The organism is Thermosynechococcus sp. TG215, assembly GCF_031583455.1.
GTDB lineage: Bacteria > Cyanobacteriota > Cyanobacteriia > Thermosynechococcales > Thermosynechococcaceae > Thermosynechococcus.
On sequence record NZ_CP134178.1, the window covers coordinates 2073674 to 2096073 of the forward strand.

27 protein-coding genes are annotated in these 22400 nt (G+C 53.9%); 9 read left to right on the plus strand and 18 right to left on the minus strand.

The features are described 5' to 3' along the window. Positions 1-18: 18 nt before the first annotated feature. Both RHJ02_RS10165 and RHJ02_RS10170 read right to left on the minus strand, forming a co-directional pair. A complete protein-coding gene (locus RHJ02_RS10165; protein WP_149819124.1) occupies positions 19-1098 on the minus strand; it encodes a PIN/TRAM domain-containing protein in 1080 nt (359 codons plus the stop codon). 49 nt (positions 1099-1147) lie between these two features. Beyond that, positions 1148-2110, minus strand: coding sequence for an HMA2 domain-containing protein (locus RHJ02_RS10170; protein ID WP_310800186.1), 963 nt, complete (start codon positions 2108-2110; stop codon positions 1148-1150). Between the two features lie 105 nt (positions 2111-2215). Here RHJ02_RS10170 and RHJ02_RS10175 point away from each other — a divergent pair, with 105 nt between their 5' ends. From RHJ02_RS10175 to RHJ02_RS10185, 3 genes are read left to right on the plus strand one after another with little or no spacing between them, the layout of a single operon-like run. Next, positions 2216-3238 carry an ATP-binding cassette domain-containing protein gene (locus tag RHJ02_RS10175; RefSeq protein WP_310800187.1) on the plus strand — a complete coding sequence of 341 codons (1023 nt, stop codon included), beginning with the start codon at positions 2216-2218 and terminating at the stop codon, positions 3236-3238. Continuing rightward, positions 3238-3648, plus strand: a complete 411-nt coding sequence (locus RHJ02_RS10180) for a hypothetical protein (RefSeq protein WP_302677676.1) — start codon at positions 3238-3240, stop codon at positions 3646-3648. Before RHJ02_RS10175 ends, RHJ02_RS10180 begins: the two co-directional genes overlap by 1 nt. Before the next feature lie 3 nt (positions 3649-3651). Continuing rightward, the gene (locus RHJ02_RS10185; RefSeq protein WP_310800188.1) at positions 3652-4791 is read left to right on the plus strand and encodes an LptF/LptG family permease; all 1140 of its coding nucleotides are present in this window, start codon (positions 3652-3654) and stop codon (positions 4789-4791) included. On the opposite strand, the gene RHJ02_RS10190 is transcribed toward RHJ02_RS10185, so the two are convergent. The 5 genes from RHJ02_RS10190 to ndhO form a co-directional block, all read right to left on the minus strand. Then, entirely contained in the window at positions 4788-5969 is a 1182-nt protein-coding gene (locus tag RHJ02_RS10190; protein ID WP_206200069.1) for a M20 family metallopeptidase, read from the minus strand. The two genes, RHJ02_RS10185 and RHJ02_RS10190, sit on opposite strands and share 4 nt — an antisense overlap. A 38-nt stretch (positions 5970-6007) precedes the next feature. Further along, a complete protein-coding gene (locus tag RHJ02_RS10195) occupies positions 6008-6490 on the minus strand; it encodes a CYTH domain-containing protein (RefSeq protein ID WP_206200070.1) in 483 nt (160 codons plus the stop codon). 3 nt (positions 6491-6493) lie between these two features. After that, the gene (locus RHJ02_RS10200; RefSeq protein WP_302678214.1) at positions 6494-7957 is read right to left on the minus strand and encodes a carotenoid oxygenase family protein; all 1464 of its coding nucleotides are present in this window, start codon (positions 7955-7957) and stop codon (positions 6494-6496) included. Beyond that, on the minus strand, positions 7954-9309 hold the full coding sequence (locus RHJ02_RS10205) for a folate/biopterin family MFS transporter (protein WP_310800189.1): 1356 nt from the start codon (positions 9307-9309) through the stop codon (positions 7954-7956). The genes RHJ02_RS10200 and RHJ02_RS10205 overlap by 4 nt, the downstream gene beginning before the upstream one ends. Positions 9310-9419: 110 nt before the next feature. Next, a complete protein-coding gene (gene ndhO / locus RHJ02_RS10210; RefSeq protein ID WP_181494778.1) occupies positions 9420-9632 on the minus strand; it encodes a photosynthetic/respiratory NAD(P)H-quinone oxidoreductase subunit O in 213 nt (70 codons plus the stop codon). Between the two features lie 145 nt (positions 9633-9777). Here ndhO and RHJ02_RS10215 point away from each other — a divergent pair, with 145 nt between their 5' ends. Continuing rightward, positions 9778-11208 carry a mannose-1-phosphate guanylyltransferase/mannose-6-phosphate isomerase gene (locus RHJ02_RS10215; RefSeq protein ID WP_310744516.1) on the plus strand — a complete coding sequence of 477 codons (1431 nt, stop codon included), beginning with the start codon at positions 9778-9780 and terminating at the stop codon, positions 11206-11208. A 15-nt stretch (positions 11209-11223) separates the two neighbouring features. Here RHJ02_RS10215 and RHJ02_RS10220 read toward each other — a convergent pair whose 3' ends face one another. The 8 genes from RHJ02_RS10220 to RHJ02_RS10250 all read right to left on the minus strand — a co-directional run bounded on the left by RHJ02_RS10220 (position 11224) and on the right by RHJ02_RS10250 (position 15935). After that, positions 11224-11673: a divergent PAP2 family protein gene (locus RHJ02_RS10220; protein WP_149819142.1), complete on the minus strand. Its 450-nt coding sequence runs from the start codon at positions 11671-11673 to the stop codon at positions 11224-11226. Positions 11674-11724: 51 nt separating this feature from the next. Beyond that, positions 11725-12648, minus strand: coding sequence for a geranylgeranyl diphosphate synthase CrtE (gene crtE / locus RHJ02_RS10225; protein WP_206200074.1), 924 nt, complete (start codon positions 12646-12648; stop codon positions 11725-11727). A gap of 10 nt (positions 12649-12658) precedes the next feature. After that, positions 12659-13579: a bifunctional methylenetetrahydrofolate dehydrogenase/methenyltetrahydrofolate cyclohydrolase FolD gene (folD, locus tag RHJ02_RS10230; protein WP_310800190.1), complete on the minus strand. Its 921-nt coding sequence runs from the start codon at positions 13577-13579 to the stop codon at positions 12659-12661. A 203-nt stretch (positions 13580-13782) separates the two neighbouring features. After that, positions 13783-14118 carry a hypothetical protein gene (locus tag RHJ02_RS10235; protein WP_149819148.1) on the minus strand — a complete coding sequence of 112 codons (336 nt, stop codon included), beginning with the start codon at positions 14116-14118 and terminating at the stop codon, positions 13783-13785. Then, positions 14115-14312 carry a DUF454 family protein gene (locus RHJ02_RS13105; protein ID WP_206200076.1) on the minus strand — a complete coding sequence of 66 codons (198 nt, stop codon included), beginning with the start codon at positions 14310-14312 and terminating at the stop codon, positions 14115-14117. The genes RHJ02_RS10235 and RHJ02_RS13105 overlap by 4 nt, the downstream gene beginning before the upstream one ends. 77 nt (positions 14313-14389) lie before the next feature. Next, entirely contained in the window at positions 14390-15034 is a 645-nt protein-coding gene (locus tag RHJ02_RS10240; RefSeq protein WP_310800191.1) for a pentapeptide repeat-containing protein, read from the minus strand. A gap of 5 nt (positions 15035-15039) precedes the next feature. Next, positions 15040-15501, minus strand: a complete 462-nt coding sequence (locus RHJ02_RS10245; RefSeq protein WP_206200077.1) for a Fur family transcriptional regulator — start codon at positions 15499-15501, stop codon at positions 15040-15042. A 134-nt stretch (positions 15502-15635) separates the two neighbouring features. Beyond that, a complete protein-coding gene (locus tag RHJ02_RS10250) occupies positions 15636-15935 on the minus strand; it encodes a TMEM165/GDT1 family protein (RefSeq protein WP_206200078.1) in 300 nt (99 codons plus the stop codon). A gap of 162 nt (positions 15936-16097) precedes the next feature. Here RHJ02_RS10250 and RHJ02_RS10255 point away from each other — a divergent pair, with 162 nt between their 5' ends. The 3 genes from RHJ02_RS10255 (at position 16098) to RHJ02_RS10265 (ending at position 18648) form a co-directional block, all read left to right on the plus strand. Beyond that, the gene (locus RHJ02_RS10255; RefSeq protein ID WP_310744517.1) at positions 16098-17078 is read left to right on the plus strand and encodes a hypothetical protein; all 981 of its coding nucleotides are present in this window, start codon (positions 16098-16100) and stop codon (positions 17076-17078) included. After that, positions 17075-17401, plus strand: a complete 327-nt coding sequence (locus RHJ02_RS10260; protein WP_149819160.1) for a hypothetical protein — start codon at positions 17075-17077, stop codon at positions 17399-17401. Before RHJ02_RS10255 ends, RHJ02_RS10260 begins: the two co-directional genes overlap by 4 nt. Positions 17402-17505: 104 nt before the next feature. Continuing rightward, the gene (locus RHJ02_RS10265; RefSeq protein WP_206200079.1) at positions 17506-18648 is read left to right on the plus strand and encodes a histidine kinase; all 1143 of its coding nucleotides are present in this window, start codon (positions 17506-17508) and stop codon (positions 18646-18648) included. On the opposite strand, the gene RHJ02_RS10270 is transcribed toward RHJ02_RS10265, so the two are convergent. After that, positions 18645-19604 (minus strand): hypothetical protein, encoded by a 960-nt coding sequence (locus RHJ02_RS10270; protein ID WP_206200080.1) that lies wholly within the window; start codon positions 19602-19604, stop codon positions 18645-18647. The genes RHJ02_RS10265 and RHJ02_RS10270 overlap by 4 nt on opposite strands. A gap of 113 nt (positions 19605-19717) precedes the next feature. Then, positions 19718-20734 carry a UDP-3-O-(3-hydroxymyristoyl)glucosamine N-acyltransferase gene (gene lpxD, locus RHJ02_RS10275; RefSeq protein ID WP_310453760.1) on the minus strand — a complete coding sequence of 339 codons (1017 nt, stop codon included), beginning with the start codon at positions 20732-20734 and terminating at the stop codon, positions 19718-19720. Positions 20735-20938: 204 nt separating this feature from the next. Between lpxD and RHJ02_RS10280 the strand changes: the two genes are divergently transcribed. Beyond that, positions 20939-21124, plus strand: coding sequence for an NblA/ycf18 family protein (locus RHJ02_RS10280; RefSeq protein ID WP_024125509.1), 186 nt, complete (start codon positions 20939-20941; stop codon positions 21122-21124). Positions 21125-21195: 71 nt separating this feature from the next. Here the strand turns inward: RHJ02_RS10280 and RHJ02_RS10285 are convergent, their stop codons facing one another. Next, positions 21196-21879, minus strand: coding sequence for a hypothetical protein (locus RHJ02_RS10285; RefSeq protein ID WP_302677661.1), 684 nt, complete (start codon positions 21877-21879; stop codon positions 21196-21198). Positions 21880-22111: 232 nt separating this feature from the next. Between RHJ02_RS10285 and RHJ02_RS10290 the strand changes: the two genes are divergently transcribed. Further along, positions 22112-22393, plus strand: coding sequence for a hypothetical protein (locus tag RHJ02_RS10290; RefSeq protein ID WP_206200083.1), 282 nt, complete (start codon positions 22112-22114; stop codon positions 22391-22393). Positions 22394-22400 lie beyond the last annotated feature (7 nt).

The following is a 22400-nucleotide window of genomic DNA, read 5'->3' on the forward strand; positions in this document are numbered from 1 at the left end:
AGGGGAAAAAGAGGAAATTTAGGCCATCGTCGGCATTTGCAGGCGAGCAAAAATCATGCGGCCTGCCGAGGTTTGCAGGGCACTGGTCACAACCACCGACAACTGATCGCCAATGTGATCCACCCCCTCTTCGACAACCACCATCGTGCCATCCTCAAGGTAGCCCACCCCTTGCGCTGGTTCTTTCCCTTCCTTGAGAATCTTCAACTCCAGCGTATCGCCGGGGAGGTAGATGGGGCGCAGGGCTTGCGCTAACTCGTTGACGTTAAAGACATCCACTTTTTGGAAGCGGGCAACTTTGTTGAGATTCAAATCATTGGTGACAAGGGTGCCGTTGATTTCTTGGCACAGGCGCACCAGCTTGGCATCCACCGTTGTTAATTCTGGATAGTCTGCGGAGTGAATGACAATGCGATCGCCCAAACTGGCTTGGAGACGATTGAGAACATCGAGACCCCGCCGACCGCGAATCCGTTTTTGCTCATTCCCCGCATCGGCAATGAGTTGCAGCTCCTGAAGCACAAACTGGGGCACAATGATTTGCCCTTCGAGTACCCCGAGATTCAACAGTGCCTCAATGCGGCCATCAATAATGCAACTGGTGTCCAGTACCTTTGCTCGGGCAGGTTTGAGCATCCCCTCAGCCAAGAGACTGCTGGCAACGGCATTGGGGTTAATTAACCGCAGCAGGGCAGGCCCGTGACTATCGGCCAAGGTGGTTCCCGAATAGGCAAAGACAATACTGGTGAGAACAGCAATCAGGGGTTTAATAAAGGAAAAATCTTTGGGAATGGGCAACAGGAAAATCGGTGCCAGCATCAAGTTGGCCAAGAGCAACCCTACCACCAGACCCACAGCTCGCGACAAGAGCGTTTCTGGGGGCAATTGGCGGATACTGCGCTCAAGACGATGGTAAAGGGACTGCAACAATAAACCAAGGGCAATGCCAACAATGGCGCCAAAGCCAGCCATGACCCACTGCAATCCCCGCACATTGGCCACTTGAGCAAGAACCGTTTCTGGCAGAAGGTCAATGCTGTTGAAGCCAACGGCAATTCCCATCACGACGATAATGAGGAGTAAGATGGTATCGAGCATTAGTTCGCTCCTGTCGCGCTGGACATCTCCATAGGCCATTACTTTAGGATTATACTTTTTTCTCTTTTGCTGCGGTGTTGGGCTGCTGCATATCGAGATGGCGACTAATGCGGGTACCGGCTCGGATGCCCTCAGCTTCCGCTTGAGGCCCCAGAATGGCTCGTGCTACCATGCCACCGAGGGTCGCCCATAGCGTTTCCTTAGTGAAGGTTTGACTGGTTTTCACCCACCACTCTAGAAAAAGATGCAGGGATGGGGGAGGAGGTTCCTCAGGGGATGGCGCCGCCAACTGTCGCCCGAGATCTTCCCCCAGTTGCGAACCAACCATATTGCCCACTACGCGCCCGACGGTTTCGCCCACAGGCCCCAAGACCACTTGCCCTGCCAAACCGCCAGCAATTTCACCGGCGGTACCCCCGATTTTGTCACCGCTGTGAATCTCCAAAGCTTTCGCGACCCGTTCCGGCGTTTCCTCAAGGGCAGTAAATTGCAGTTGGGTGATTTGCTCCGTGGCTTCCATTCCTAATCGCGCACCAATCACACCGCCAACAAAGGTGCCCACTTGCACCCCCATGACCGCACCCGCAGGCCCCATAAACAGGCCACCCGCCGTTCCCCCCACCATGCCACCAAGAATATCGCCCACGTAGCCGCCCATGAGAAATCCGCCCATGGAGGTGAGTTTGTTGCCCACCTCTTCAGGTTCGAGATCAAAGGCACGGGTGAGGTTTTGCAAGCCCTTATTGCCTTGGCCAATGATCTGGACATCCCCCCAAAATTGAATGGCCGCCAGCAGTTGTAGGGGCGTGATTTGCTCGAGGTGATACTCAATGGTAATTGAGGCGGCAAGGGGGTTAACGTGAACAGATTTGATCCCTTGGAGGGTTTTCAGATAGGCACTCAGGGAATCGCGAAAGGCAGCATCCGTTTTCAGTTCTTGAATCCGCAATCGCAGGCGATCGCCCGTGAGGTGCATGACTTCGGCAATCGGCGCAGTTTCGGCAGTGGCCATGGGAAACCCACCCAATAGGCTCTAGTTGCCGTTGTAGCACGCGCACCAAAGTAAGGAGGAAGATCTGTCAAAATGTTAAGGGAATCACACACAGAGTGAATGACCATGACAGCCACGGTAAAGGTCGAACATCTCAAGAAGTCCTACGGTCCCATTACAGCGGTGGCCGATGTCTCCTTTAGCGCCCATCAAGGGGAAATTTTTGGGGTGCTGGGGCCAAATGGCTCAGGGAAAACGACAACACTGCGCTGTCTGTGTACCCTCTCGCGACCGGATGCTGGGGTATTGGAAGTCTGTGGTCTTTCGGTTCTCCACCAACCTCATTTAGTGCGCCAAAAATTAGGCTATGTGGCTCAGGAGGTGGCGCTTGATAAAATCCTCACGGGTCAGGAATTTCTAGAATTACAGGCGGCGCTGTACCACATTCCCCGTGCCCTGATTCCAGAGCGCATTGAAGCAGTGCTGGCACGGTTGGATTTATTGGAATGGCGCGATCGCCAGTGTGGTACCTACTCGGGTGGCATTCGCAAACGCTTTGATCTCGCAGCAGGACTACTGCATCAACCCCAAGTGCTTGTCTTGGATGAACCCACCGTAGGCCTCGACATTGAAAGTCGCCAAGTGATTTGGGATGTGCTGCGGGATCTCAAGGCTCAAGGACTGACGATTATCTTGACCAGCCACTACCTTGAGGAAGTGGATCTCCTTAGCGATCGCTTGGTGATTCTCGATCAGGGGCGGGTGATTGCCAGTGGCTCTCCCGAGGAACTCAAGGCCAATATTGGGGGCGATCGCGTCACGTTGCGGGTACGAGAATTTACACCGCGTCAAGAGGCACAAATGGCCCAGGCCCTTCTCAGTCAATTGGACTGCGTGAAATCGGCGCTGATTAATGCCAACCAAGGCAACTCCTTGAATCTGGTGGTCACAGATGCGGCTGTGGCGATCGCAGCCATTAGAAGGGCGCTAGAGGAAGCAGGACTCCCCCTCTTTAGCGTGGCGCAGTCACGACCCAGTTTAGATGATGTCTATTTGGCCGCCACGGGTCAAACCCTCTTGGATGCCGACTTGGCAGCAGCGGCGCAGCGGGACAGCAAACAGTTGAAAAAAGAGGCCATGCAACGCTAATGGGGCAGCCAATTCTTTGGGTTCATGGAGACTGCCTCGACCCCACGGCGCCCATCTTTGACCGCTATCCCCACGCGCCGGCCATTTTTGTTTGGGATGTAGCGCTCCTCAAGGAGTGGCAAATTCGCCTGAAGCGGCTGGTCTTTCTCTATGAGTGCCTGCTGGATCTCCCCGTGGCAATGTACCGGGGTGAGGTCGCTCCCTTGGTGAATGCCTTTGTTGAGGTGCACGGGGGCGATCGCGTGGTAACAATGGCCAGTCCTAGCCCTCGCTTTCGCGCCATTTGTCAGCAATTGGCCTATCCAGTGGAGATCCTAGAGCCAGAACCCTTTGTCACGTTACCTGCCAATGCCGATTTGAAGCGATTCTTTCGTTATTGGAAGTTGGCAAAACCCCGCTTGGGACTATAAAAGATGCTGGCGATCGCCCGATCCCTTGAGAAGATGCCTTGGCAGCCGCGATTCTCCCTGTTGGATCGCTATATTCTGCGGGAGATGATTCGCCCCTTTGTCTTTGGTTTTGGCATTTTTACGGCGATCGCTGCCGTTATTGGTACAGTGTTCTACCTCATTCGCAATATGGTGGAGCACAACCTTGGCATCCTCAGTGCCCTTCAAGTTTTTTTTCTGCGTTTGCCCACCTTTGCGGTGCTGGGCATTCCCATGGCGATGCTCTTTGGTTCGCTCCTTGCCTATAGTCAACTCTCCCGTCGCAGTGAACTGATTGCTTGCAAAAGCTGTGGGGTGAGTCCGCTGCGTTTAGTGCGACCGGCGCTCCTAGCGGGGTTCTGTGCCTTGCTCTTTACCTTTGCCCTCAATGAACTGGTGGCTCCCCCCATGGCCTACCGCGCCATCAAGACCTTGGAAGTGGCGATTCAACGCCCCCAACCTACCTTTCAAACCCGCAATATCTTCTACCGTCGTTTTGCTGGGGGGCAGCTTCAGCAACTCTTTTTTGCCCATCGTTTTGATGGCGAGGTCATGGGTCAAGTGACGGTGTTGAACTTTGAGCAGGGGCAATTGCGAGAAATTATTACGGCGCAGGAAGCCCAGTGGCAGGGTTCGGCGTGGCTGTTTCAGCAGGGCACCTACCACCACCTGACCCGCGATCGCGACTATGACGTGGCCGAGACCTTCTCAGAACGAACATTTGCCTACCCCCGCACTCCCCTTGATTTGGCCATGGAAACGCGGGCACCAGAGTTTATGACCAGCCGCGAAATCTATCAGTACTTGCAAGTTTTGGCGGAAAGTGGCGATGCCAAACGTCTGCGGCAGTGGCGGGTGCAGTTGCAGGAAAAGCTCTCCCTTCCCGTTTTGTGCCTGAGTTTTGCCGTTGTCGGTGCCGTTTTGGGCATCAGTTCTCCTCGCCAAGGACAGGGGCGTGCCTTTGGTCTCAGTGTGGCGATTATTTTTGGCTATTACGTTGCTGCCTTTATTTTCACCGCCTTTGGCGAGGGGGGAGCAGTGTCGCCCATCGTGGCCAGTTGGTTACCGAAGGTTGTCGTCAGCGCGATCGCCCTCGGCATGCTCTACCACGCCAATCGGCACTAGTAGGGAATCTGCCAATAGCGACAGGCCGCATGGGCAAGGGTCATCACGCCCACAGGGATAGCCTGTTCATCGACATCAAACTCCGGGTGATGCAGGGGATAGTTGGGGCGATCGCGAAACCCCACCCCAAGGCGAAACATCGCACCGGGGGCATGCTCTAGGTACAGGGCAAAATCCTCTGCCCCAAGGGACGGTTCCGGCAAAATATGCACATGGGGGGCACCCACCACATCAGTCGCCGCCTCCGCCAGCAGTTGCGATAGGTAGGGCGTATTTTCCACCCCCGGTACGCCCCGCCGATAGTGGAGTTGGTAACGGGCACCGTAGGCATGGCAGACATTGGCCACAATTTGCTCAATCCAGGTCGGGAGGGTGGCACGGGTTTCTGGATGGAGCGATCGCACCGTTCCCTGAAGCGTCACCTGATCGGCAATGACATTGGCAGCCCGTCCCCCTTGAATTTTGCCAAAGGTGACCACCACGGGTCGCAGGGGATTCTGCGTGCGGCTAATGGCCTGTTGCAAAGCACTGATCACTTGAGCGGCAATCCAAATCGCATCTACCGCTTCATGGGGGCGGGCACCGTGGCCCGATTCTCCCAAAATCGTTAACTCAATGTCATCGGCAGCCGCCGTCAACGCCCCATAGCGTACCGCTACTTCCCCCGCTGGAATGGTGGGAAACACATGGAGCGACAAAATGGCACTCACCTCTTTCATAGCGCCATCGGCAATCATCCAACTCGCCCCTTGGGCAATTTCTTCCGCTGGTTGAAAAATAAACCGCACCCGGCCGGGGAACTCCTCCTTGAGGGCTGCTAACACCATTGCCGTGCCCAGACCCACCGTGGTGTGGACATCGTGACCACAGGCGTGCATCACCCCGCTATGTTTTGAGCTAAACTCGAGTCCAGTGCGCTCTTGAATCGGCAGGGCATCCATATCGGCGCGAATGGCCAAGAGCCGCTGTTTTTTAGGATTCCCCGCCAGTTCCGCAATCACCCCCACTTTGCCCACATCCTGCTGTACGGTTAAGCCGGCGGAGGAAAGTACCCCCGCCACGTAGGCAGCCGTTTGATGTTCTTGACCACTCAATTCGGGGTAGCGGTGCAGATGGCGACGAATTTCAATGAGACGGGGGGTGAGGGTTTGGGTAATCTGGCGAATCCGAGCAAGCATAGCGCAGCCGTGGCGATATTTTTGTATCCTATCGAATCTCAGGAATTGCCGGTTGCCCACTCCTGATAGGGGTGCTCCGCTAAGTAGGCATTGGTATAGCGGGGGTCGTCGGTCACCTCAAGGCCAATCCAAGGGGGTAGAGTCAGGGGATAGTGAGCACGGGGCAATTCAATTTCTGCCAAAATCAGGCCAGTACAGGCGCCAGTAAATTCATCCACTTCCCAACACAGATCACCCGCTGGAATACGATAGCGGTTTTTCTGGATGATGGGTTGTAGGCACAATTCCGCGAGGAGTTCCCTTGCATCAGCAACGGGGATAGCATACTCATACTCACGGCGTTGGCCACCGCTGGCTTTGCCCTTGATCGTGATCCATGCCTCCTCCCCCGCAAGACGCACCCGCACCGTGCGCTCAGGAACTGTGGACAGGTAGCCTTGGGCAAATTGGGACACACTTGTGACCAGCGATCGCCATTCTTCGCCTATGACAAGGAACTTGCGCTCAATTTCGATGCCCATTGCCTAGACCGCTGTGGTAAATGAACCGTGGAGACCATAGGGAATGTGGTGTTTCAAGCGCAATCGTGCCACTGGCCCGGCGCTAATGGCTGCCGCATCAAAGATGAGTAACTGCGATTTGTGGCAACTGGCATCATACACCACCTGCAAAAGCCAGCCATCTTCTTCCCCTTGGGCACCCTGCCAGAGAAAGTCACCCTTTTGCAGACCCCGCGGGACAAAAATGGGTTCACTGGCAAAGCCACGCGGCGCCGCCGACCAAAATTGTTCCTCGCCCGTCTGGCGATCGCACCGCCACAGAGCCTGGAGAGGCGCATTGGTTTTCGGATCATGCCCTGCCGCCAAATAGGTGTAGCGATAGGGTTGCCCCACCTTGGCCGGATGCACTACGGGAAATTCACAGGGGCGATCGCTCACCACTTGCCAATCCACCGCCTTGGTTTTGGGGTTCAATTGAATCCGCCACAGCAGGCTTGAGGGCAGCGCCGCAAAATTCACCTCCCGAAAATCCATGCCCGGTTCGAGATTGGGAAAGTGGCTGTAGGCAATGGACTCCACATGAATTTCATCCCCAGCTTCGTAGGCATTGGCATGGTGAAAGACAAAACAGGCGGGCATCGTCAACATCTGGGGAGTCCCACCCCGACGAGGCAGCAGCCAAACCCGTGTCGGTTCCTGCGCATGGAATTGAATGCACTGGGCAGCGCCCCGCAGTCCCAGCAGATAGGGCAGCGGATTTAACCGCACTGGATTTTGAAAGACAATGGCGTAGTTGGGGGTCAGGGCAAAGTCATGGATAAAAGCAAACCCCGGAATCTGAAATACGGGTTGCGAGACACACTGACCACTGGCATCAAATTCATAGAGTGTAATGCGGGTGCTGAGGCCGGGCTTGACACCAAAATTCACGAGCCGCTGCGTCTGAGGATCAAAGCGGGGATGCGCTGCAAAGGCATCCCTCTCCTTGAGGAGACCCCCTAGGTTGTCGAGGCCAATGGTTTCTAGGGTCACAGGGTCAAGGCAGTAGGGCAGACCGGCTTCCCAGAGCGCCAGTAATTTGCCCCCCCAATAGATCACATGGGTATTGGCAATGTTTTTGACCCGAATATCGAGGAAATTGGCCAGCCAGCCCCCCGGTTTTTGGGTGCCAAAGACACCGCGATAGAGAAGGCGATTGGCCTTTTCCTCCGCCAAAAATCCGGCGGTACGCACGTAGCGATTGCGAAAATGCACCCGTCCCTTCTCAAAGCGAAAAGCACAGATCATGCCGTCGCCATCAAAGGGATGGGCTAAGGGCACTCCCCCGCGCTCCAACCGTCCAGGGCCATTGCGGTAGAGCGTTCCCACCAAATCCGTGGGCACCGTACCTTCGACATCCTCAATCCAATAGTCATATTCTTGGGTGAGAGATTCGGTCCCCCCCCGCCAATCCGCCATCGTGTAGGGGCGATCTAAAACTCCAGTCATGAGACACTTGGCTCCAACTCAACAGTGACAGAGGATTGAGGGGCGGGCGCCGGCACCTGCTGCGGCAACCAGTTCAACAGGGGTAGGGGCAATAGCGTACTCAGGTTGGTAATGAGCACCAGCAGCCAGAGGCGATCGAAGTTATGCTCGGTAATCCCCAGCCAGTGGGTCAGCAGTGCCCCCAACTCATGGGAGACCAGATTGGCAAGGTTGCTAATGGACATCAGCAGCGCAAAGAGGGTGGCCTCAATCCCCGGCGGACACAGCCGCGCCGCCAACACGAGTACCGGCATAAAGGCAATCTGCCCCATAACTGCCAAAATGAGGCTATCCCCCAAGCTAAACCACTGGTCACTAATGCCCCATTGGCGATTGAGGTGGGTGACCAAAATCAAGCTAGAGAGTCCCAAAAGGGCTGAGAGAATCGTGCTCCAGAAAAAAATGGTACGAATGGGCAGCGTTTTCAAGTAGCGCTGGAAAATCCACACCCCCAAGAGGGAGGCGATGCTAGTGACAAGGCGCACCCGCCCCAAAAACTCCGCCTCAAAGCCCAATTCATTCGTTGTGAAGAAAAAGAAGGCTGATTCCGAGCCGGGGGTGGCTTGCCAGAGGAAGAGAAACGCCACCGGCAACCAAATCCGTTTTTGCATCATTGCTTGGCGCACACGGTTGATGTGCTCCCAAGTCTGACGCAGTTGAGGCCGAGCCGTAACCCGTGCTTCGGCGATCGCCCACGCAACCCCCGACATCAAGAGCGGAAACGCCGCTGTAATTTGAAACACTGTACGCGGACTAAACCACTGCAACAGTTGGCCACTAAAGTAAGCGGTGAGGATGCCCCCCACGGCAGTCGCTGCCCAGCTTAGGGATTGCAGCGTTCCCATTTCAGTCGCCGATTCTTGGCGTGCCCGTTCCACCACCAGTGAATCGACAATCACATCACTGAGGGCGATCGCGATCGAGGCTGCGAGAATCGCTGCCGTTGCCTGCCAAGGGGTAGCCACCCACGTCCCCAAGCTCAACCACGCCCCACAGCCCAGCAAGCCCGACAGGACAAGATAGGAACGGCGACGAAATCCCAAAAGCGGCACACTATCAGAAATGAGGCCAAACACCGGCTTAATGACCCAAGGCAGCGCAGCCACACCCATTAATGCTGCCACTTCCGCTGGCGACAGCCCCAACTCATCCTTAAAGAAAAAGCTAATGGCCAGCCGTGCTAAGCCCAACACCCCTTGGACAAAATACACCAGCAAAATGGCTAAGAGTTCGCCACTGGGTTCTTGCCCAAAAAGGAGCGTCTCCTTGAGCCACTGAAACCAGCGTTGAGGTTGCGAAGGTTGAACTAACATTACCAAATGTTAAGCAACAGCATTGCCTCCATCATATCCAGACAAGCTGAAAATTGCTAACACGGGTACTCTTCATTGGCTCCTAGACTCGCAAGAGACCCTAATGGCGGTTATTTGGCAACCTCCAGTTGATCGAGGCGCAGCCAAACTGTAGGGGTGGGCACTGGAAATTTAATCTGCGCATAGTCACCGCGAATCTCCACCACCTCACCCCGTCCCTCAAAGAGATAGGGGGGATAGCGATGATCACTGGCCAAGGCCTCAACACTGTTGGCCAATTTTTCAGCAACGACCTTTACCAAATCTCCCTTTTTAATCGCCATAGCACACTCCACAGAAATCGTTCCTCATTGTAGGGGATCGCTTAATGCAAATAAATCAAGCAATTCAATCAAGCAATCAAGATAGACTGACTGCGGCTAAACTACGCTTAAGCGTTGCACTAACTAGATTTCAGGAAGCCTTGCAATGAACTGTATTCCAGTGATTCTATCCGGGGGATCAGGCAGTCGCCTTTGGCCCTTATCGCGCCAAGCCCATCCCAAGCAGTTTATGCGTTTAACGAGCGAAGGCGCAAGTCTGCTGCAACAAACGTGGCAACGCTTGCAGGGTTTACCCCAAGTGCAACCGCCAGTGGTGGTGGCCAATGACGCCCATCGCTTCCTTGTAGCGGAACAATTTCAAGAGCTAGGGGTGACACCAACGCGGATTTTGCTCGAACCCTTGGGGCGCAATACGGCTCCTGCGATTACCCTTGCTGCGCTCTACGTCACAGAAGTCCTCGCCACCGATGCCATTCTTTTGGTGCTACCAGCGGATCATTTAATTCAGGATGTTGCCGCCTTTCAGCAGGGGCTACAACGGGCACTTGCACCCGCCACCAAGGACTGGTTAGTGACCTTTGGCATTACCCCCACCTCTCCCCATACAGGCTACGGCTACATTCGGCGGGGGGAAGCTCTCAGTGAGGCCCACACCTATCGGGTGGCAGAGTTTGTCGAAAAACCCGATTTGGCAACGGCAGAGGCTTATCTAGCGGATGGCCATTACCTTTGGAATAGCGGTATGTTTCTCTTCCGCGCCCAGAGCTTCTTAGCAGAATTGGCACAGCAGCAGCCAGACATTTTGCACCATTGCCGCTTGGCACTGCGGGAGGGACAGGAGGATTTGGACTTTATCCGCTTGGCCAAAGCACCCTTGAGTCAGTGTCCCAGTTTATCGGTGGACTATGGGGTGATGGAAAAGACGCAAAAAGCAGCGGTGGTGCCCCTAGAGTGCGGCTGGAGTGATGTGGGGTCTTGGTCGAGTCTCTGGGAGGTGACACCCAAGGATGAATTTGGCAACAGTTGCCGTGGCAATGTCCTTCTCTATAGCAGCAAAGAGTGCTTTGTTCACAGTCAGCATCGCTTGGTGACCCTACTGGGGGTGGACGATCTGATCGTTGTGGAAACAGCCGATGCCGTTCTCATTGCCCATCAGAAGGCAGCACAACAAGTCAAACAAGTGGTGGAGCAACTGCAAGCGCAAGGGCGCCCGGAGGCGGACAACCATCCCGTCGTCTATCGTCCTTGGGGGCACTACACTGCGATTGATGCTGGTCATCGCTTTCAAGTGAAGCGGATTACGGTCAAGCCGGGGGCGAGTCTTTCGCTGCAACAGCACCATCACCGCGCAGAACATTGGATTGTTGTCAGTGGTACAGCGGAAGTTACCTGCAATGGCAAAACGTTTCTGCTGACGGAGAATGAGTCCACCTATATCCCTGTGGGCGCTGTGCACCGCTTGGCCAATCCGGGGAAAATTCCCCTTGAAATGATTGAAGTGCAGTCGGGAGCCTACCTTGGCGAAGATGATATTGTCCGCTTTGAGGATCGCTATGGTCGCGAGACAGGGCGATAACCGCTGGGCAAACCCTTAGACCGCTAGCCAAGCGATCGCCACCCCAAGGGCGGAACCAACGATGACTTGAATGGGGGTGTGCCCCAATAACTCCTTGAGGCGGGCTTCTGCCAATTCGTGCCCATCTTGGAAAAATTCATCAACAATTTGATTGAGAATGCGGGCTTGTTTACCAGCGGCTTGGCGCACCCCGGCCGCATCGTACATGACAATGCAGGCAAAGACAACGGCGATCGCAAACTCAATGCTATCCCAGCCCCGCTGCAGCCCCACCCCAGTCGCCAAAGCAGTAACAAGGGCGGAATGGGAACTGGGCATGCCCCCCGTTTCCACCAGAACGCGGAAATTGAGCTTGCGGTGTTTGGCAATGTCAATCAGTAACTTGAGCATTTGGGCGATCGCGCTGGCGGCGAAAGCGACCCAGAGGACATGGTTAGCCAGTAGCTCACGAAGACCGTCCATCATGGTTACGGACAAGGACAAACTCTGCGCCCATCCTAACCCACTTCGGGATCGTTAATGACTGCGGCTGGTAATGTAGTCGGCGATCGCCTGCAAAGGAACGGCGGCTGCCCCATACACAGCCAACTCTGCCTTCGCCTCTGCCACCAAGCGTTCAGCCTCTTGGCGAGATTTTTCCAGACCCCACAGGCGCGGGTACGTCATTTTTTGGGCGGCCACATCTTTACCAACGGTTTTACCGAGGACATCGCGGGTCGAAGTAATATCCAAAATGTCATCCACAATCTGGAACGCCAAGCCAATATTTGCCGCATAGCGCGACAGGCGAGCCACATCAGATTCATTCGCCCCCGTCAGTAATGCCCCAGAAACCACAGAGGCCTCCAGTAATGCCCCCGTTTTGTGGGAGTGGATAAAGTGCAGCGTTTCTAGATCAATGTTCGGCTGCCCTTCACACTCCAAGTCCACCACTTGACCGCCCACCAATCCCGTTGCTGCCACCGCATGCCCCAACCGCGCCACAATTTTCAGCAGATATTCTGCGGGCACGTTTTTCGTTTGTTCCACCACATATTCAAAGGCATAGGCCAGTAAGCCATCCCCCGCCAGAATGGCAATATCTTCGCCATAGACTTTGTGATTTGTGGGCTTGCCGCGACGGTAGTCATCATTGTCCATAGCCGGCAGATCATCGTGGATCAGCGACATCGTGTGGATCATCTCTAGGGCACAGGCGGTGGGCATGGCCATTTCCACGGTGCCCCCCATCAGTTCACAGGTGGCCAAGCAGAGGATTGGGCGCAGCCGTTTGCCCCCTGCCATCAGTGAATAGCGCATCGCATCGTAAATTTTCTCTGGGTAGGCAACGGGGATCGATGCTTCGAGGGCCGCTTCCACAAGGGCTTGGCGTTCTTTGAGGTAGGCCTTGAGATCAAATGTGCCGGCGGGATGGACTTGGGGGGGATCAGCGGAAATCATGAACAACTCCTCAGGGTGCGGGCGGCATAGAGGTCAACGAGAGCAGGGGCTTGTGCCAGTTGTGACGGCGACAATAGCTCCATACAGTATTGTGCAACAACATGGCAACGGTCATCGGACCGACGCCCCCCGGAACAGGGGTAATATAACTGGCCACAGCACAGGCAGCCTCATAGTCCACATCGCCCCAGAGACTCGATTTGCCGTCGGGGCGTTGAATGCGATTAATCCCGACATCAATGACCACTGCCCCCGGCCGAATCATGTCGGCAGTAATCCGCCGCGGCTGTCCCATCGCTGTGACTAAAATCTCAGCACTACGGGTGACACTGGCAAGATCACGGGTGCGCGAGTGGGCGATCGTCACCGTTGCATTGGCAGTGAGTAACATCAAGGCCAAGGGCTTGCCGACCAAAATACTGCGACCCACGACCACTGCCGAGCGACCTGCAACATCAATGCCATAGGCGACCAAAAGCTGCATCACTCCAGCAGGCGTACAACTGCGCAGTCCCGGTTCATCGCGCACGAGCCGACCGAGATTTTCGGGATGCAGGCCATCCACATCTTTATCCGGATGAATCGCGTATAGCAGGGGACAGGGATCAAGGTGGGGTGGTAGGGGTAATTGCAGCAGAATGCCATCCACCCGTTCGTCCTGATTTAGCTCAGTAATTCTGGCCAATAAATCCGCTTCTGTAATGGTGGCCGGTAAATGGGCACCAAAGGATTGAATCCCGACGCGGCCACAGGCTTGTTCTTTGGCACGGACATACACGGCACTGGCGGGATCATCACCAACCCGCAACACGGCCAACCCAGGCGATCGCCCCCACTGGGCTTGAAACGTCCGCACATGATCAGCCAACTGGCGTTCAATGGACTGGGCTAAGGATTTGCCATCAAGGCAGGCAGCGGAGTTTGCAACCAAAGGACACCTTAAAATTGATCAATCACGAAAGTCTAGGGTTGAGTTGCCGAATGCGTTTCCATCGGTTGGCAACAACATCGAACTAGTTTACCTCAAACAGGGAACACCAAGGCTAGCATTGATCAAGTTCTCTCTGCTAAGCCACCGCAGATAGGGAATTGCGCCAGAAGAGTTAACGAATTGTGCCAAAGGCTTAAGAATCGCTAGGGGCGATCGCCCGAAGGGGAGGTTCGCTCCACTTGAATTTTGGCAATGGCAGGGGTAGTACACAGGTAGGTCAGCACATCCTCCGCACTCATCAGGCGCTTGAGCACCACTTGGCCAATGGTTGAGGCCGGGTCAGGATGGCTGGGCTTCACTTCTACCATGAGAACCATCTCCTCCACTTGGTACAGCCAGAGCTTTTCCTCCCCCTCTAGAATGTAGAGGCAGGTACGGGTGATCACGGGCGATCGCCGCCACGCTTGCTCATTCCAGAGGCCTTGGGGTTCCCACACGCGGCCAATCTGCCACCCCTCAGTGAGGAAAAAGTATTTCATGCCACGGGTGGCGATTCATTCCCTTGGGCACTGGCGGCCTCCTCAGGTTCCATAGAATTAAAACAAGCTGCCGCTATCAGCAAAAAAGGCGTTCCTGGCAGGAGGGGTAAAATAAAGCCGATAACCCCAATAATTCCAAAAATCACACCAAGAACCATACGTGCTGTATTACGGATGCTTTTAGTCACAGGCATTCCCTTCGAGTTGCAATCGGCGAGGATGATTCACCTCTAACGTAGCCTGAACCTTGCCTTTTCACAAGTTGCTGGTGCTAAGCTTTATCGAGAATCGCATCCCGCAGATCCATGCCGTCCATTTCTGCTTTGTAGAGGTTTGCCCCCTTAAAGTTGGCACGGCGGGCATTGGCCTTCGACATCTTGGCCGCAATGAGAACCGCATATTCAAAGTTCGCCTCAATGAGACTGGCACTTTCAAGAATCGCTTCTTGCAAAATTGCGCTCTTGAGATCGGCCAAGTGCAGGTTGGCCTGAAAGAGATTGGCACGGGTGAGGTTGGCATAGGCAAGGGTCGCTTCCACTAGGCTCACTCGCCGCAGTAGCGTGCCCACCAAGTTGGCTTGGCGCAGATCGGCCATGGCAATATTTGACTTGTAGAGATCAGCACCCGCTAAGGTAGCCCGTTGTAAACAGGCCCCCTGCAAATCTGCCTCAATCAGATCACTCATGTAGAGGTTTGCTCCCGCCATGTAGGCATCCTTGAGCAAAGCGTTGCGCAGATCCGCCCCCGCTAAATTTGCCTGATCAAGATTGGCATTGGTGAGGTTGTACAGCTCCAAATTGGCGCCAGTGAGATCGGCTTGTCCCAGATCAGGGCGAATATCACTGCTTTGCTCCCGCCATTGATTCCAAGCGGTAACCCCCTGCTTGAGAAGCTGAAGATGTTGGGGATTGGCCACGGCAGTTATCCTTGGGCACTCGGATCAGTGTTTTGATAACCGTAAAAATCAATGCGATAGTCAACAATTTTCACGCCAGTTTTTGCTTCAATCTCAGCAATGAGAGAGGGGGGTAGCTCAACATGAACGTCAATAATTTTCTGGCTATCGAGACAATTGACATGGCTGTGACTATCACTGATATTGCCGTAAAGGCGCCCATCGGCACGCTCAACGCACTCAATAATGCCATGCTCGGAAAGGGCTTCGAGATTCTGATATACAGAGGTATGGCCGATGTCTTTGCCGGCTTGATTCAGGCGATCGTAGATCTGCCGCGCTGAGAGGTGATCCTTGGCATCCCAGAGCAGTTCAAGAATGGCACGCCGCTGCCGACTGAGCCGCAATCCAAGCCGCTGACAGCGATCGATCGCATCCTCAAGGGAACGAATGGGGGGTAGGGGACTGGGAGCAGGAGACGTGAACACGGCGCTATCCTAAAAAATAAAATTCAAACAGCAGATTTTGCTTAGCTAAGTAGCCTATTGCAGTTAAATCGCAGTTTTAGGGTTATCCATTTGCTAACCTGTAGTCACTATGATAATCAATCCTTTGGTTATAATCAAATTTGCTCCTTGTCAAGGCTGTCAGCCGCTCTTTGAGACAGCAAATAAAACCCCAGAAAGGCAAACATCATGGCAGCGATCGCCTTGACCACCTTCACGGGGATCAATGTGGCAATCCCACTGCCCAAAAGCACACCGAAAAACGTTGTACACACCAAGCCAGAGGCCACGCCTAGAAAGACAGCGGTAGCGGAGCGGGCATTACTCCCTAAAGTAATCGCCACCAGTTGACTCTTGTCCCCCAGTTCTGACAAGAACACAATCGCAAAACTCACGGCAAAGGATTGCCAGTCCATCCAATTTCTCCAAAGATGTTGCTGCTATAGGGCAGATTAACGGTATGGGCAGTTGCGGTCAACGATCGCTAGTAGCGCAGGGTGGCAGGATCAGCTTAAAACAAGTTACGATTCTTAACATCAATTCTGCTTATAGCCCTGTTCTAAATGGCGGAGGTGCTCATGTTGAATACCACTACTGACGGATCGAGCGCGATCGCACCAGACACCACCTCCTTGAGCAGTCTGGCACAGGCTTGGGCAAAGCGCTATATTACCAACCTCAACACCACCGCCCTTGCGGAGGATGATCCAGCGGTGGTTGCCCCTCGGCTCTTGGCCGAATTGCGGAATGCCAGTGTCAAGGCTTGGCAGCGCACTGAAGGCTTCTTGGCCGCAGAGATGATTCGCCATGGCATCCCAGCGGAACTGGTGGATCCTTGGAGCATCTCCAAAGACATCCATGACATTTATCAGCGCACCCTCAAACTCTACAAAGCCGGCAAGGGCACCCAGCAAATGACCGCCAAGCTGGCTAGTGCCATCAGTGAGATTCGCCGCCGCTATACTGCCGTCGATCCGCGGGTGATTGGCTTTGTCAGTATGCAGTTTCACCACACGGGGGTATTACTGCTAGAAGTGGCACCAACGAGCCAACGTCCGATCCTCAGTAGCTTCTTCAAAGTCATTGATGATCACCTCTACATGCCCTTGCACCGTGCCTATAACGCAGCAGCCAACTACGACTACAATGATCCGGCCTTGGCTTTAGTGCGCCATCTGTTGCCCCAGAGCACGGCGATCGCCACCGCTATTTGTGATCGTGTTGCCGAACTCAACCCCCAGCACCGCTGTTTTAGTGGCCCTTTGACCCAAGCCAGTGTGCGTGTTTCCAGTATTCGCGATGTCGAGATGTTCCAGATCTACCTCTGGGTATGTCTTTTGGAGCAAAGCCTTGAGGCGCTGCAACGAGAACTCTTTCCCCTGTGTTTGATGCTTTATCCTTCGCTGAATGTGATATGGGAGCTAGTGTTTCAAATGGTGCACCTTTTGGGTAAGGAAATACAAACCCGTGCCGCTGGCTATGATACAAGTGTTTTTACCCCCTACTATCTATCTCTCCGAGAAATGTTTGATCCCAAGATTTTTCAAGGACTCCTATGATTCCCAATTTGCAGCAGGTTTCTCTCTCCCCCATTGCCATTGCGGGGTCTGGTCTGTGGGCGATCGCCCTGTACTGGGGCTTTTATCCCACGGGGCAAGCCTTAATACAGCGTTTAGTGACGTGGCTAGGGGGTGAAGCAAACCAAAGTGCCGAATTCTGGGCAGGGATGGTGGGGCTAGTTCCCTTTATTCTGGTGGGGACGGGTTGCTTTATCCTCTGTAGTTTGGGCTTGGGACAAAGTTGGGCCTTGAGTTTAGGCCTGATGGCAACCATCGGTGGGGCAATCTACGAACTTGGCCGGCGGGATGGCCAACAATCCTAGGTTGGGTTGCGGGGGAGAATCCGCTAACATTTAGTTAATCTTTATGGTGTTTCCTAGAGAGGAAGCGCACTTCGTTGCCCCTGAGAATACTCGCCGGTGATTCAATGAAAGCGTCTGCGGATGCCAGTTCTACCCAAGAAACGACACCGCCGCTCAGTTTGCTCCTGTTTGTTGCCAATCGTCCGGGCGATGAAGAGGAAACCGCTGCTATTCAAGCCCACATTCAGCAACTACCCTCGAACTTTGGCTTTGAGTTAAAAGTGGTGCCCATAGGTGAGCAGCCCTATCTCCTAGAGGAGTACAAGCTGGTTGCCACGCCTGCCTTGATTAAAGTCCGTCCTGAACCGCGTCAAACCCTCGCTGGTCGTAAGCTGCTGCAAAAAGTAGACTATTGGTGGCCGCGCTGGCAGCGGGAAGTGGCTCTCGGCCTACAGGCAGATATGCAAAAGTCGGCAGCGGAGCAGTCCGATTGCTCGATGGAACTCAGCCGCCTGAAGGATGAGCTGTTTCAACTGCGCCAAGAGCGCGATCGCCTTGCCGAACAACTGCAATTTAAAGATCGGATTATTGGCTTGCTGGCCCATGAGTTGCGTAACCCCCTCACTGCTGTTGGCATTGCCCTTGAAACCCTCGAAGCCAACCTTCAGGAAGAGAGCACTCAGCAACTCCATACTGAGGACATCCAACGCCTGTTTCACCATGCCCGCAGTCAAACCCAGATAATGGGACAACTGATTACGGATTTACTCTTAGCGGCGCGCGGGCCCCAAGATAAGCTGCAAATTATGGCGCGGCAACTGGATCTGCGACAACTGTGCCAAGAAACGGTTGAGGATGTGCGCCTCAATTTTGAACGTAAAAAGCAGCACTTTACCACCGACATTCCTTTGGATTTACCCTTGGTCTATGGCGATGGCGATCGCATTCGTCAGGTCCTTGTTAATCTGCTGGACAATGCCTGTAAATACACTCCTGAAGGGGGCAAAATCCACCTGAGCGCCTTTCACCGCATGACTCAAAAAGTACAAGTTACCGTCTGTGACACTGGCCCCGGTATTCCCATTGAGCAGCAGGAAAAAATTTTTGGCGAGACGGTTCGCCTCGATCGCGATCGCACCATTGAAGGCTATGGCATTGGCCTTGCCCTTTGCCGCCAAATTATTCGTATGCACTACGGCCAGATTTGGGTGGACTCCCAACCGGGAAAAGGCAGTTGCTTTCACTTCACACTGCCCGTTTATAGCTAGCGCTGCCCTTCCTTAACCATGCGGGCGATCGTTTCAGCGCGCAGATAGGGATCAGGCCCAAGGGGCAAAATTTCGTAGAACTCGTTATCTGGCAAGCGCATCAGTTGTAGGGATTCCTGCTCGCGATAGATCACATAGACTCCCGGTGGCCATGTTTTGGCACTGCGCACTGGCACAGGAATGTCACGGCGCTCTTCGCCAACGCAGGCAAGGCGTACCACCTGTGTATTGGGACGATAGACCACCTTATCTTCACGGGTGCGCCGAAATAAAAAGCGATCCAAAACCTTGGGTAGAATCTCTGTTTCTGTGCCCCCCAATTGCAAATTCAAATCCAGCAATTTGTCTTCAAGGGTAAGTTCAATGATGTGGGGTTCAGGGACGAGGGGTTGGGAGTGAATCTCAGTGGTCTCTTGGGGCGGTTCGGCGTTAGGTTTCACCTTCTGGACAATTTGGCTGATGTATTCCAGATCCACTGTCGTGATTTTCTTAAAGGTGACAAACCAAGAGAGGAAACTGATCGCCACTGCCGGTTCCAGTGTCGTAATCAAGGCTGCTAAGTCCAACTCATCGAGACGAATCGCCTTGAGGGCAGCCTCAGTTTGACCCAAGACAACGGCTTGATCCCCTGCACTTAAGTGTTTGAGACTGCCGTAGAGCAATCCCAAATCAATGGTTTCTTGACAGCCTTGGGTGGAAATGCGATAGGTGATGTCGTAGAGCCAATCTAGCGTCACCAAGTCATGGTTGAGCATCCAGAGGGCAAAGTTAAAGGCCGTTTGGGGAAAGGCAGCTTGGGCAATGCTTTTGACAATGACTTGGGCGCGATCGCGCTGGAGCAAGGTAAGTAAGGCTGCTTGCTTGTCTGCCTTGGTTGTCAGTTCATGGTAGCCAAGGAGCGCTTGGAACAATTCCTGATCACTGGGCAGTAATCGAATGGCTGCTGGAGGAGTCATAAGCTTTAGTGTCGCAGATTCGTGTGACCCATTGCCCCTCACCCTATGATGAACGATCCAAAAGGCAACCCTAGCCCTTAATTCCACTATAGAGGGTGGTTAGAATATCTATGCTATCCCCCTACCTTTGCTTCCAATTGGCGCACTCGCTTGAGGAGATCCGGCAGCTGCTTCACTGCGGCTGAAACCTTGAGGTAGAGGGTTTGATCCATGGCCGGAATCCCCCCCATGCGGCTATCTGGGGGGACAGAGCTACTGATGCCGGATTTAGCAGAGACAATGGTGCGATCGCCAATGGTCAAATGACCCGCTGCCCCCACCTGTCCCGCCAGAACGACATGATTACCAATGTGGGTCGAACCCGCTAAGCCCACTTGAGCACAGAGAATCGCGTTTTCACCGATGGTACAGTTGTGAGCCACCATCGTCAGGTTGTCAATCTTCGTGCCATTCGCCACAGTAGTCTCCCCGAGGGTGGCGCGATCAATCGTTGTGCCGGCACCAATTTCGACATCATTGCCAATGACCACGGTGCCCACTTGCGGAATTTTATAGTGGCGACCATCGGGCAGAGGCACATAGCCAAAGCCATCACCGCCGAGGACAACACTATTTTGCAGAATGACGCGATCGCCCAATTGTACCCGCTCCCGCAGGGCACAGTGGCTATAGATACGGCAATCGGCGCCAACCACCACATCATCGTAGAGTGTGCAATGACTATCAATTACTGTGCGATCGCCAATGCGCACGCGATCGCCAATCACGGTATAGGCACCAATCGTCACATCCGCTCCCAACACCACATCGGCTCCCAGAATTGCCGTCGGGTGAATTTTGGCGGAGGGTTTGGGTTGCGGATAAAACCATTCAATACATTTGGCAAAGGCAAGGTAGGGATGGGGCACCCGCAGCAGGGGACAGGCTGCCTCCCCTTGAAAATCGGGACGGACAAACACAGCAGCCGCTGCCGTGGTCTGCAATAGAGCGGTGTACTTCGGATTGGCCAGAAAAGAGATATCCGTGGCTGTTGCTGTTTCTAAGGGGGCTACCCCCAACACGGGGCGATCGCCCTGCTCTGGACAATCAAGGGTTGCCCCAAACCGTTCGGCCACCTCTGCCAACCGCATCTTGCCGTCCTCATCATCAAACTTGAGTTTTAGCTCAGTCTATCAGGTCTCGTTTGTGAAACCGATCAAGAATTTAGCGAAATCGTTCATACTGAACATTTTATCCTTTGCACGGGTGATATTCATTGAGTGGCAACTTTGTCAATGTGTTTGTTATATTTTTTAACACGTATGCCCGATAACATGGAGTAAGGAGTACATTCTATGGAGCAACGCTTCCCCGAACTGAATGTTGACCTCAGCTTTGAACAGGAGTTTCAAATGCGGGTGATGGAGGAGCAAGTGAGTGCCATGAGCCTTCAGGAAGCGCGTGAGCTACTGTTGCAAGCCTCTCGCCTATTGATGATGAAAGACAACGTCATTCGCTCCTTGGTCAAACGCGCTGCCTAGGTCACACAGGTGTGGGACGGACCTCTTTCTCCACCTTGCTTCCGCCGTCGAATCAAGTAGGGGATAGTGGCCTACCACGCACGGGGCTGAAACTGCGGGTCGTTGAGAATCGTCACCCCATCCCCCGACTGCGCCAACACAAACAAACCTTGCCGATAAGCGTAGCGAGCCACCTCGGGCGGCACAATCATCCCTGCCACGGCACCCAAGAGTTTGGTGCCACGATACTGGTGAGCTAGACGGCGAAATTTCGCAATCCGCTCTAAATGTTCATCAACATCCCCTTGGCTAAGTTTTGTTTTCACTTCGATGAGAACGGCTTCATCGGTGTTAACGACCAACAGATCAATTTCTAAACTCTCGTTGCCGTCTTGAAGAATCACATCACTGTAGAGTTGAGAAACAGCAATTCCCCGACTCTGAAATAAGCGCAACACGGCTGGGCGGACTTGCCACTCCACAAATTCCCCAAGGCGATTGCCCAGTTTGCCAATTTGTTGGTTGAGCTGCCGTGCTTCTTCTCGGAGCAACCGTTCGGTTTCTTGAAAACGCCGGTCAGTCTCTTGGAACCGCCGATCTGTTTCTTGAAACCGTTGAGCCGTTTCCTGAAATCGCTGTTCAAGATCCTGAAAACGCCGATCTGTTTCTTGAAATTGTCGCTCGGTTTCCTGAAATCGGCGTTCTGTTTCCTTTTGAGCCGCCAGTAGCTCTGCCAATAATCGCCAAACATCTTCAGGGGTGTATACCTGTGTCATTCTGGATTGATAATTGCCAAAAAACTGGTGCGTACGCCTTACCATCATAACTTAGGAAACAATACAGAAGCTTGGTAGCTTCAACGCTTCAGTACGAGGGAAAAAACCCAAAAAGGACTTTAGTTCCAGAGGATATAATAAGAATGAGGGCTGACCTTGGTGAAAAAAATAAGCGGTTAGAAGAAGCCTACTGTAAAAATTATTTGCGATCGCTCCTAAGAGGTATTGGTATATGACTCGTCCACTGCTGCTGAGCGTGGTGTTGCTGGGGATATGTTATCCCTTGGCCACGTTGGCGACTCCCCTGCCCCCGATCTTGAATCCCATTTCCCCGACCACCGGCTTTGAATCCTCGGAAATGAACCGCCTTTGGCAAAATCAGTGGCGTTCTAAAGACCGCCGTGAGGCCAGTACGATGCTGCAACCATCCGCTGACAAGGTGCTACAAATTGAAGTGGATGGCCAACTGCTGACGCCCAGCCAAGCTCAACAACTGCTACTGCGCCAAGAATAATCCTGCG

Coding starts and splice junctions, on each gene's coding strand:
- RHJ02_RS10250 (WP_206200078.1), bottom strand. CDS start 15,935: ATGGACTGGCAATCCTTTGCCGTGAGTTTTGCGATTGTGTTCTTGTCA.
- RHJ02_RS10220 (WP_149819142.1), bottom strand. CDS start 11,673: ATGATGGACGGTCTTCGTGAGCTACTGGCTAACCATGTCCTCTGGGTC.
- RHJ02_RS10170 (WP_310800186.1), bottom strand. CDS start 2,110: ATGGCCACTGCCGAAACTGCGCCGATTGCCGAAGTCATGCACCTCACG.
- RHJ02_RS13105 (WP_206200076.1), bottom strand. CDS start 14,312: ATGCCTGTGACTAAAAGCATCCGTAATACAGCACGTATGGTTCTTGGT.
- RHJ02_RS10185 (WP_310800188.1), top strand. CDS start 3,652: ATGCTGGCGATCGCCCGATCCCTTGAGAAGATGCCTTGGCAGCCGCGA.
- RHJ02_RS10260 (WP_149819160.1), top strand. CDS start 17,075: ATGATTCCCAATTTGCAGCAGGTTTCTCTCTCCCCCATTGCCATTGCG.
- RHJ02_RS10175 (WP_310800187.1), top strand. CDS start 2,216: ATGACAGCCACGGTAAAGGTCGAACATCTCAAGAAGTCCTACGGTCCC.
- RHJ02_RS10195 (WP_206200070.1), bottom strand. CDS start 6,490: ATGGGCATCGAAATTGAGCGCAAGTTCCTTGTCATAGGCGAAGAATGG.
- crtE (WP_206200074.1), bottom strand. CDS start 12,648: ATGATTTCCGCTGATCCCCCCCAAGTCCATCCCGCCGGCACATTTGAT.
- RHJ02_RS10285 (WP_302677661.1), bottom strand. CDS start 21,879: ATGACACAGGTATACACCCCTGAAGATGTTTGGCGATTATTGGCAGAG.
- RHJ02_RS10190 (WP_206200069.1), bottom strand. CDS start 5,969: ATGCTTGCTCGGATTCGCCAGATTACCCAAACCCTCACCCCCCGTCTC.
- RHJ02_RS10165 (WP_149819124.1), bottom strand. CDS start 1,098: ATGCTCGATACCATCTTACTCCTCATTATCGTCGTGATGGGAATTGCC.
- RHJ02_RS10280 (WP_024125509.1), top strand. CDS start 20,939: ATGGAGCAACGCTTCCCCGAACTGAATGTTGACCTCAGCTTTGAACAG.
- lpxD (WP_310453760.1), bottom strand. CDS start 20,734: ATGCGGTTGGCAGAGGTGGCCGAACGGTTTGGGGCAACCCTTGATTGT.
- RHJ02_RS10265 (WP_206200079.1), top strand. CDS start 17,506: ATGAAAGCGTCTGCGGATGCCAGTTCTACCCAAGAAACGACACCGCCG.
- RHJ02_RS10215 (WP_310744516.1), top strand. CDS start 9,778: ATGAACTGTATTCCAGTGATTCTATCCGGGGGATCAGGCAGTCGCCTT.
- RHJ02_RS10270 (WP_206200080.1), bottom strand. CDS start 19,604: ATGACTCCTCCAGCAGCCATTCGATTACTGCCCAGTGATCAGGAATTG.
- RHJ02_RS10205 (WP_310800189.1), bottom strand. CDS start 9,309: ATGTTAGTTCAACCTTCGCAACCTCAACGCTGGTTTCAGTGGCTCAAG.
- RHJ02_RS10180 (WP_302677676.1), top strand. CDS start 3,238: ATGGGGCAGCCAATTCTTTGGGTTCATGGAGACTGCCTCGACCCCACG.
- ndhO (WP_181494778.1), bottom strand. CDS start 9,632: ATGGCGATTAAAAAGGGAGATTTGGTAAAGGTCGTTGCTGAAAAATTG.
- RHJ02_RS10200 (WP_302678214.1), bottom strand. CDS start 7,957: ATGACTGGAGTTTTAGATCGCCCCTACACGATGGCGGATTGGCGGGGG.
- RHJ02_RS10290 (WP_206200083.1), top strand. CDS start 22,112: ATGACTCGTCCACTGCTGCTGAGCGTGGTGTTGCTGGGGATATGTTAT.
- RHJ02_RS10235 (WP_149819148.1), bottom strand. CDS start 14,118: ATGAAATACTTTTTCCTCACTGAGGGGTGGCAGATTGGCCGCGTGTGG.
- RHJ02_RS10255 (WP_310744517.1), top strand. CDS start 16,098: ATGTTGAATACCACTACTGACGGATCGAGCGCGATCGCACCAGACACC.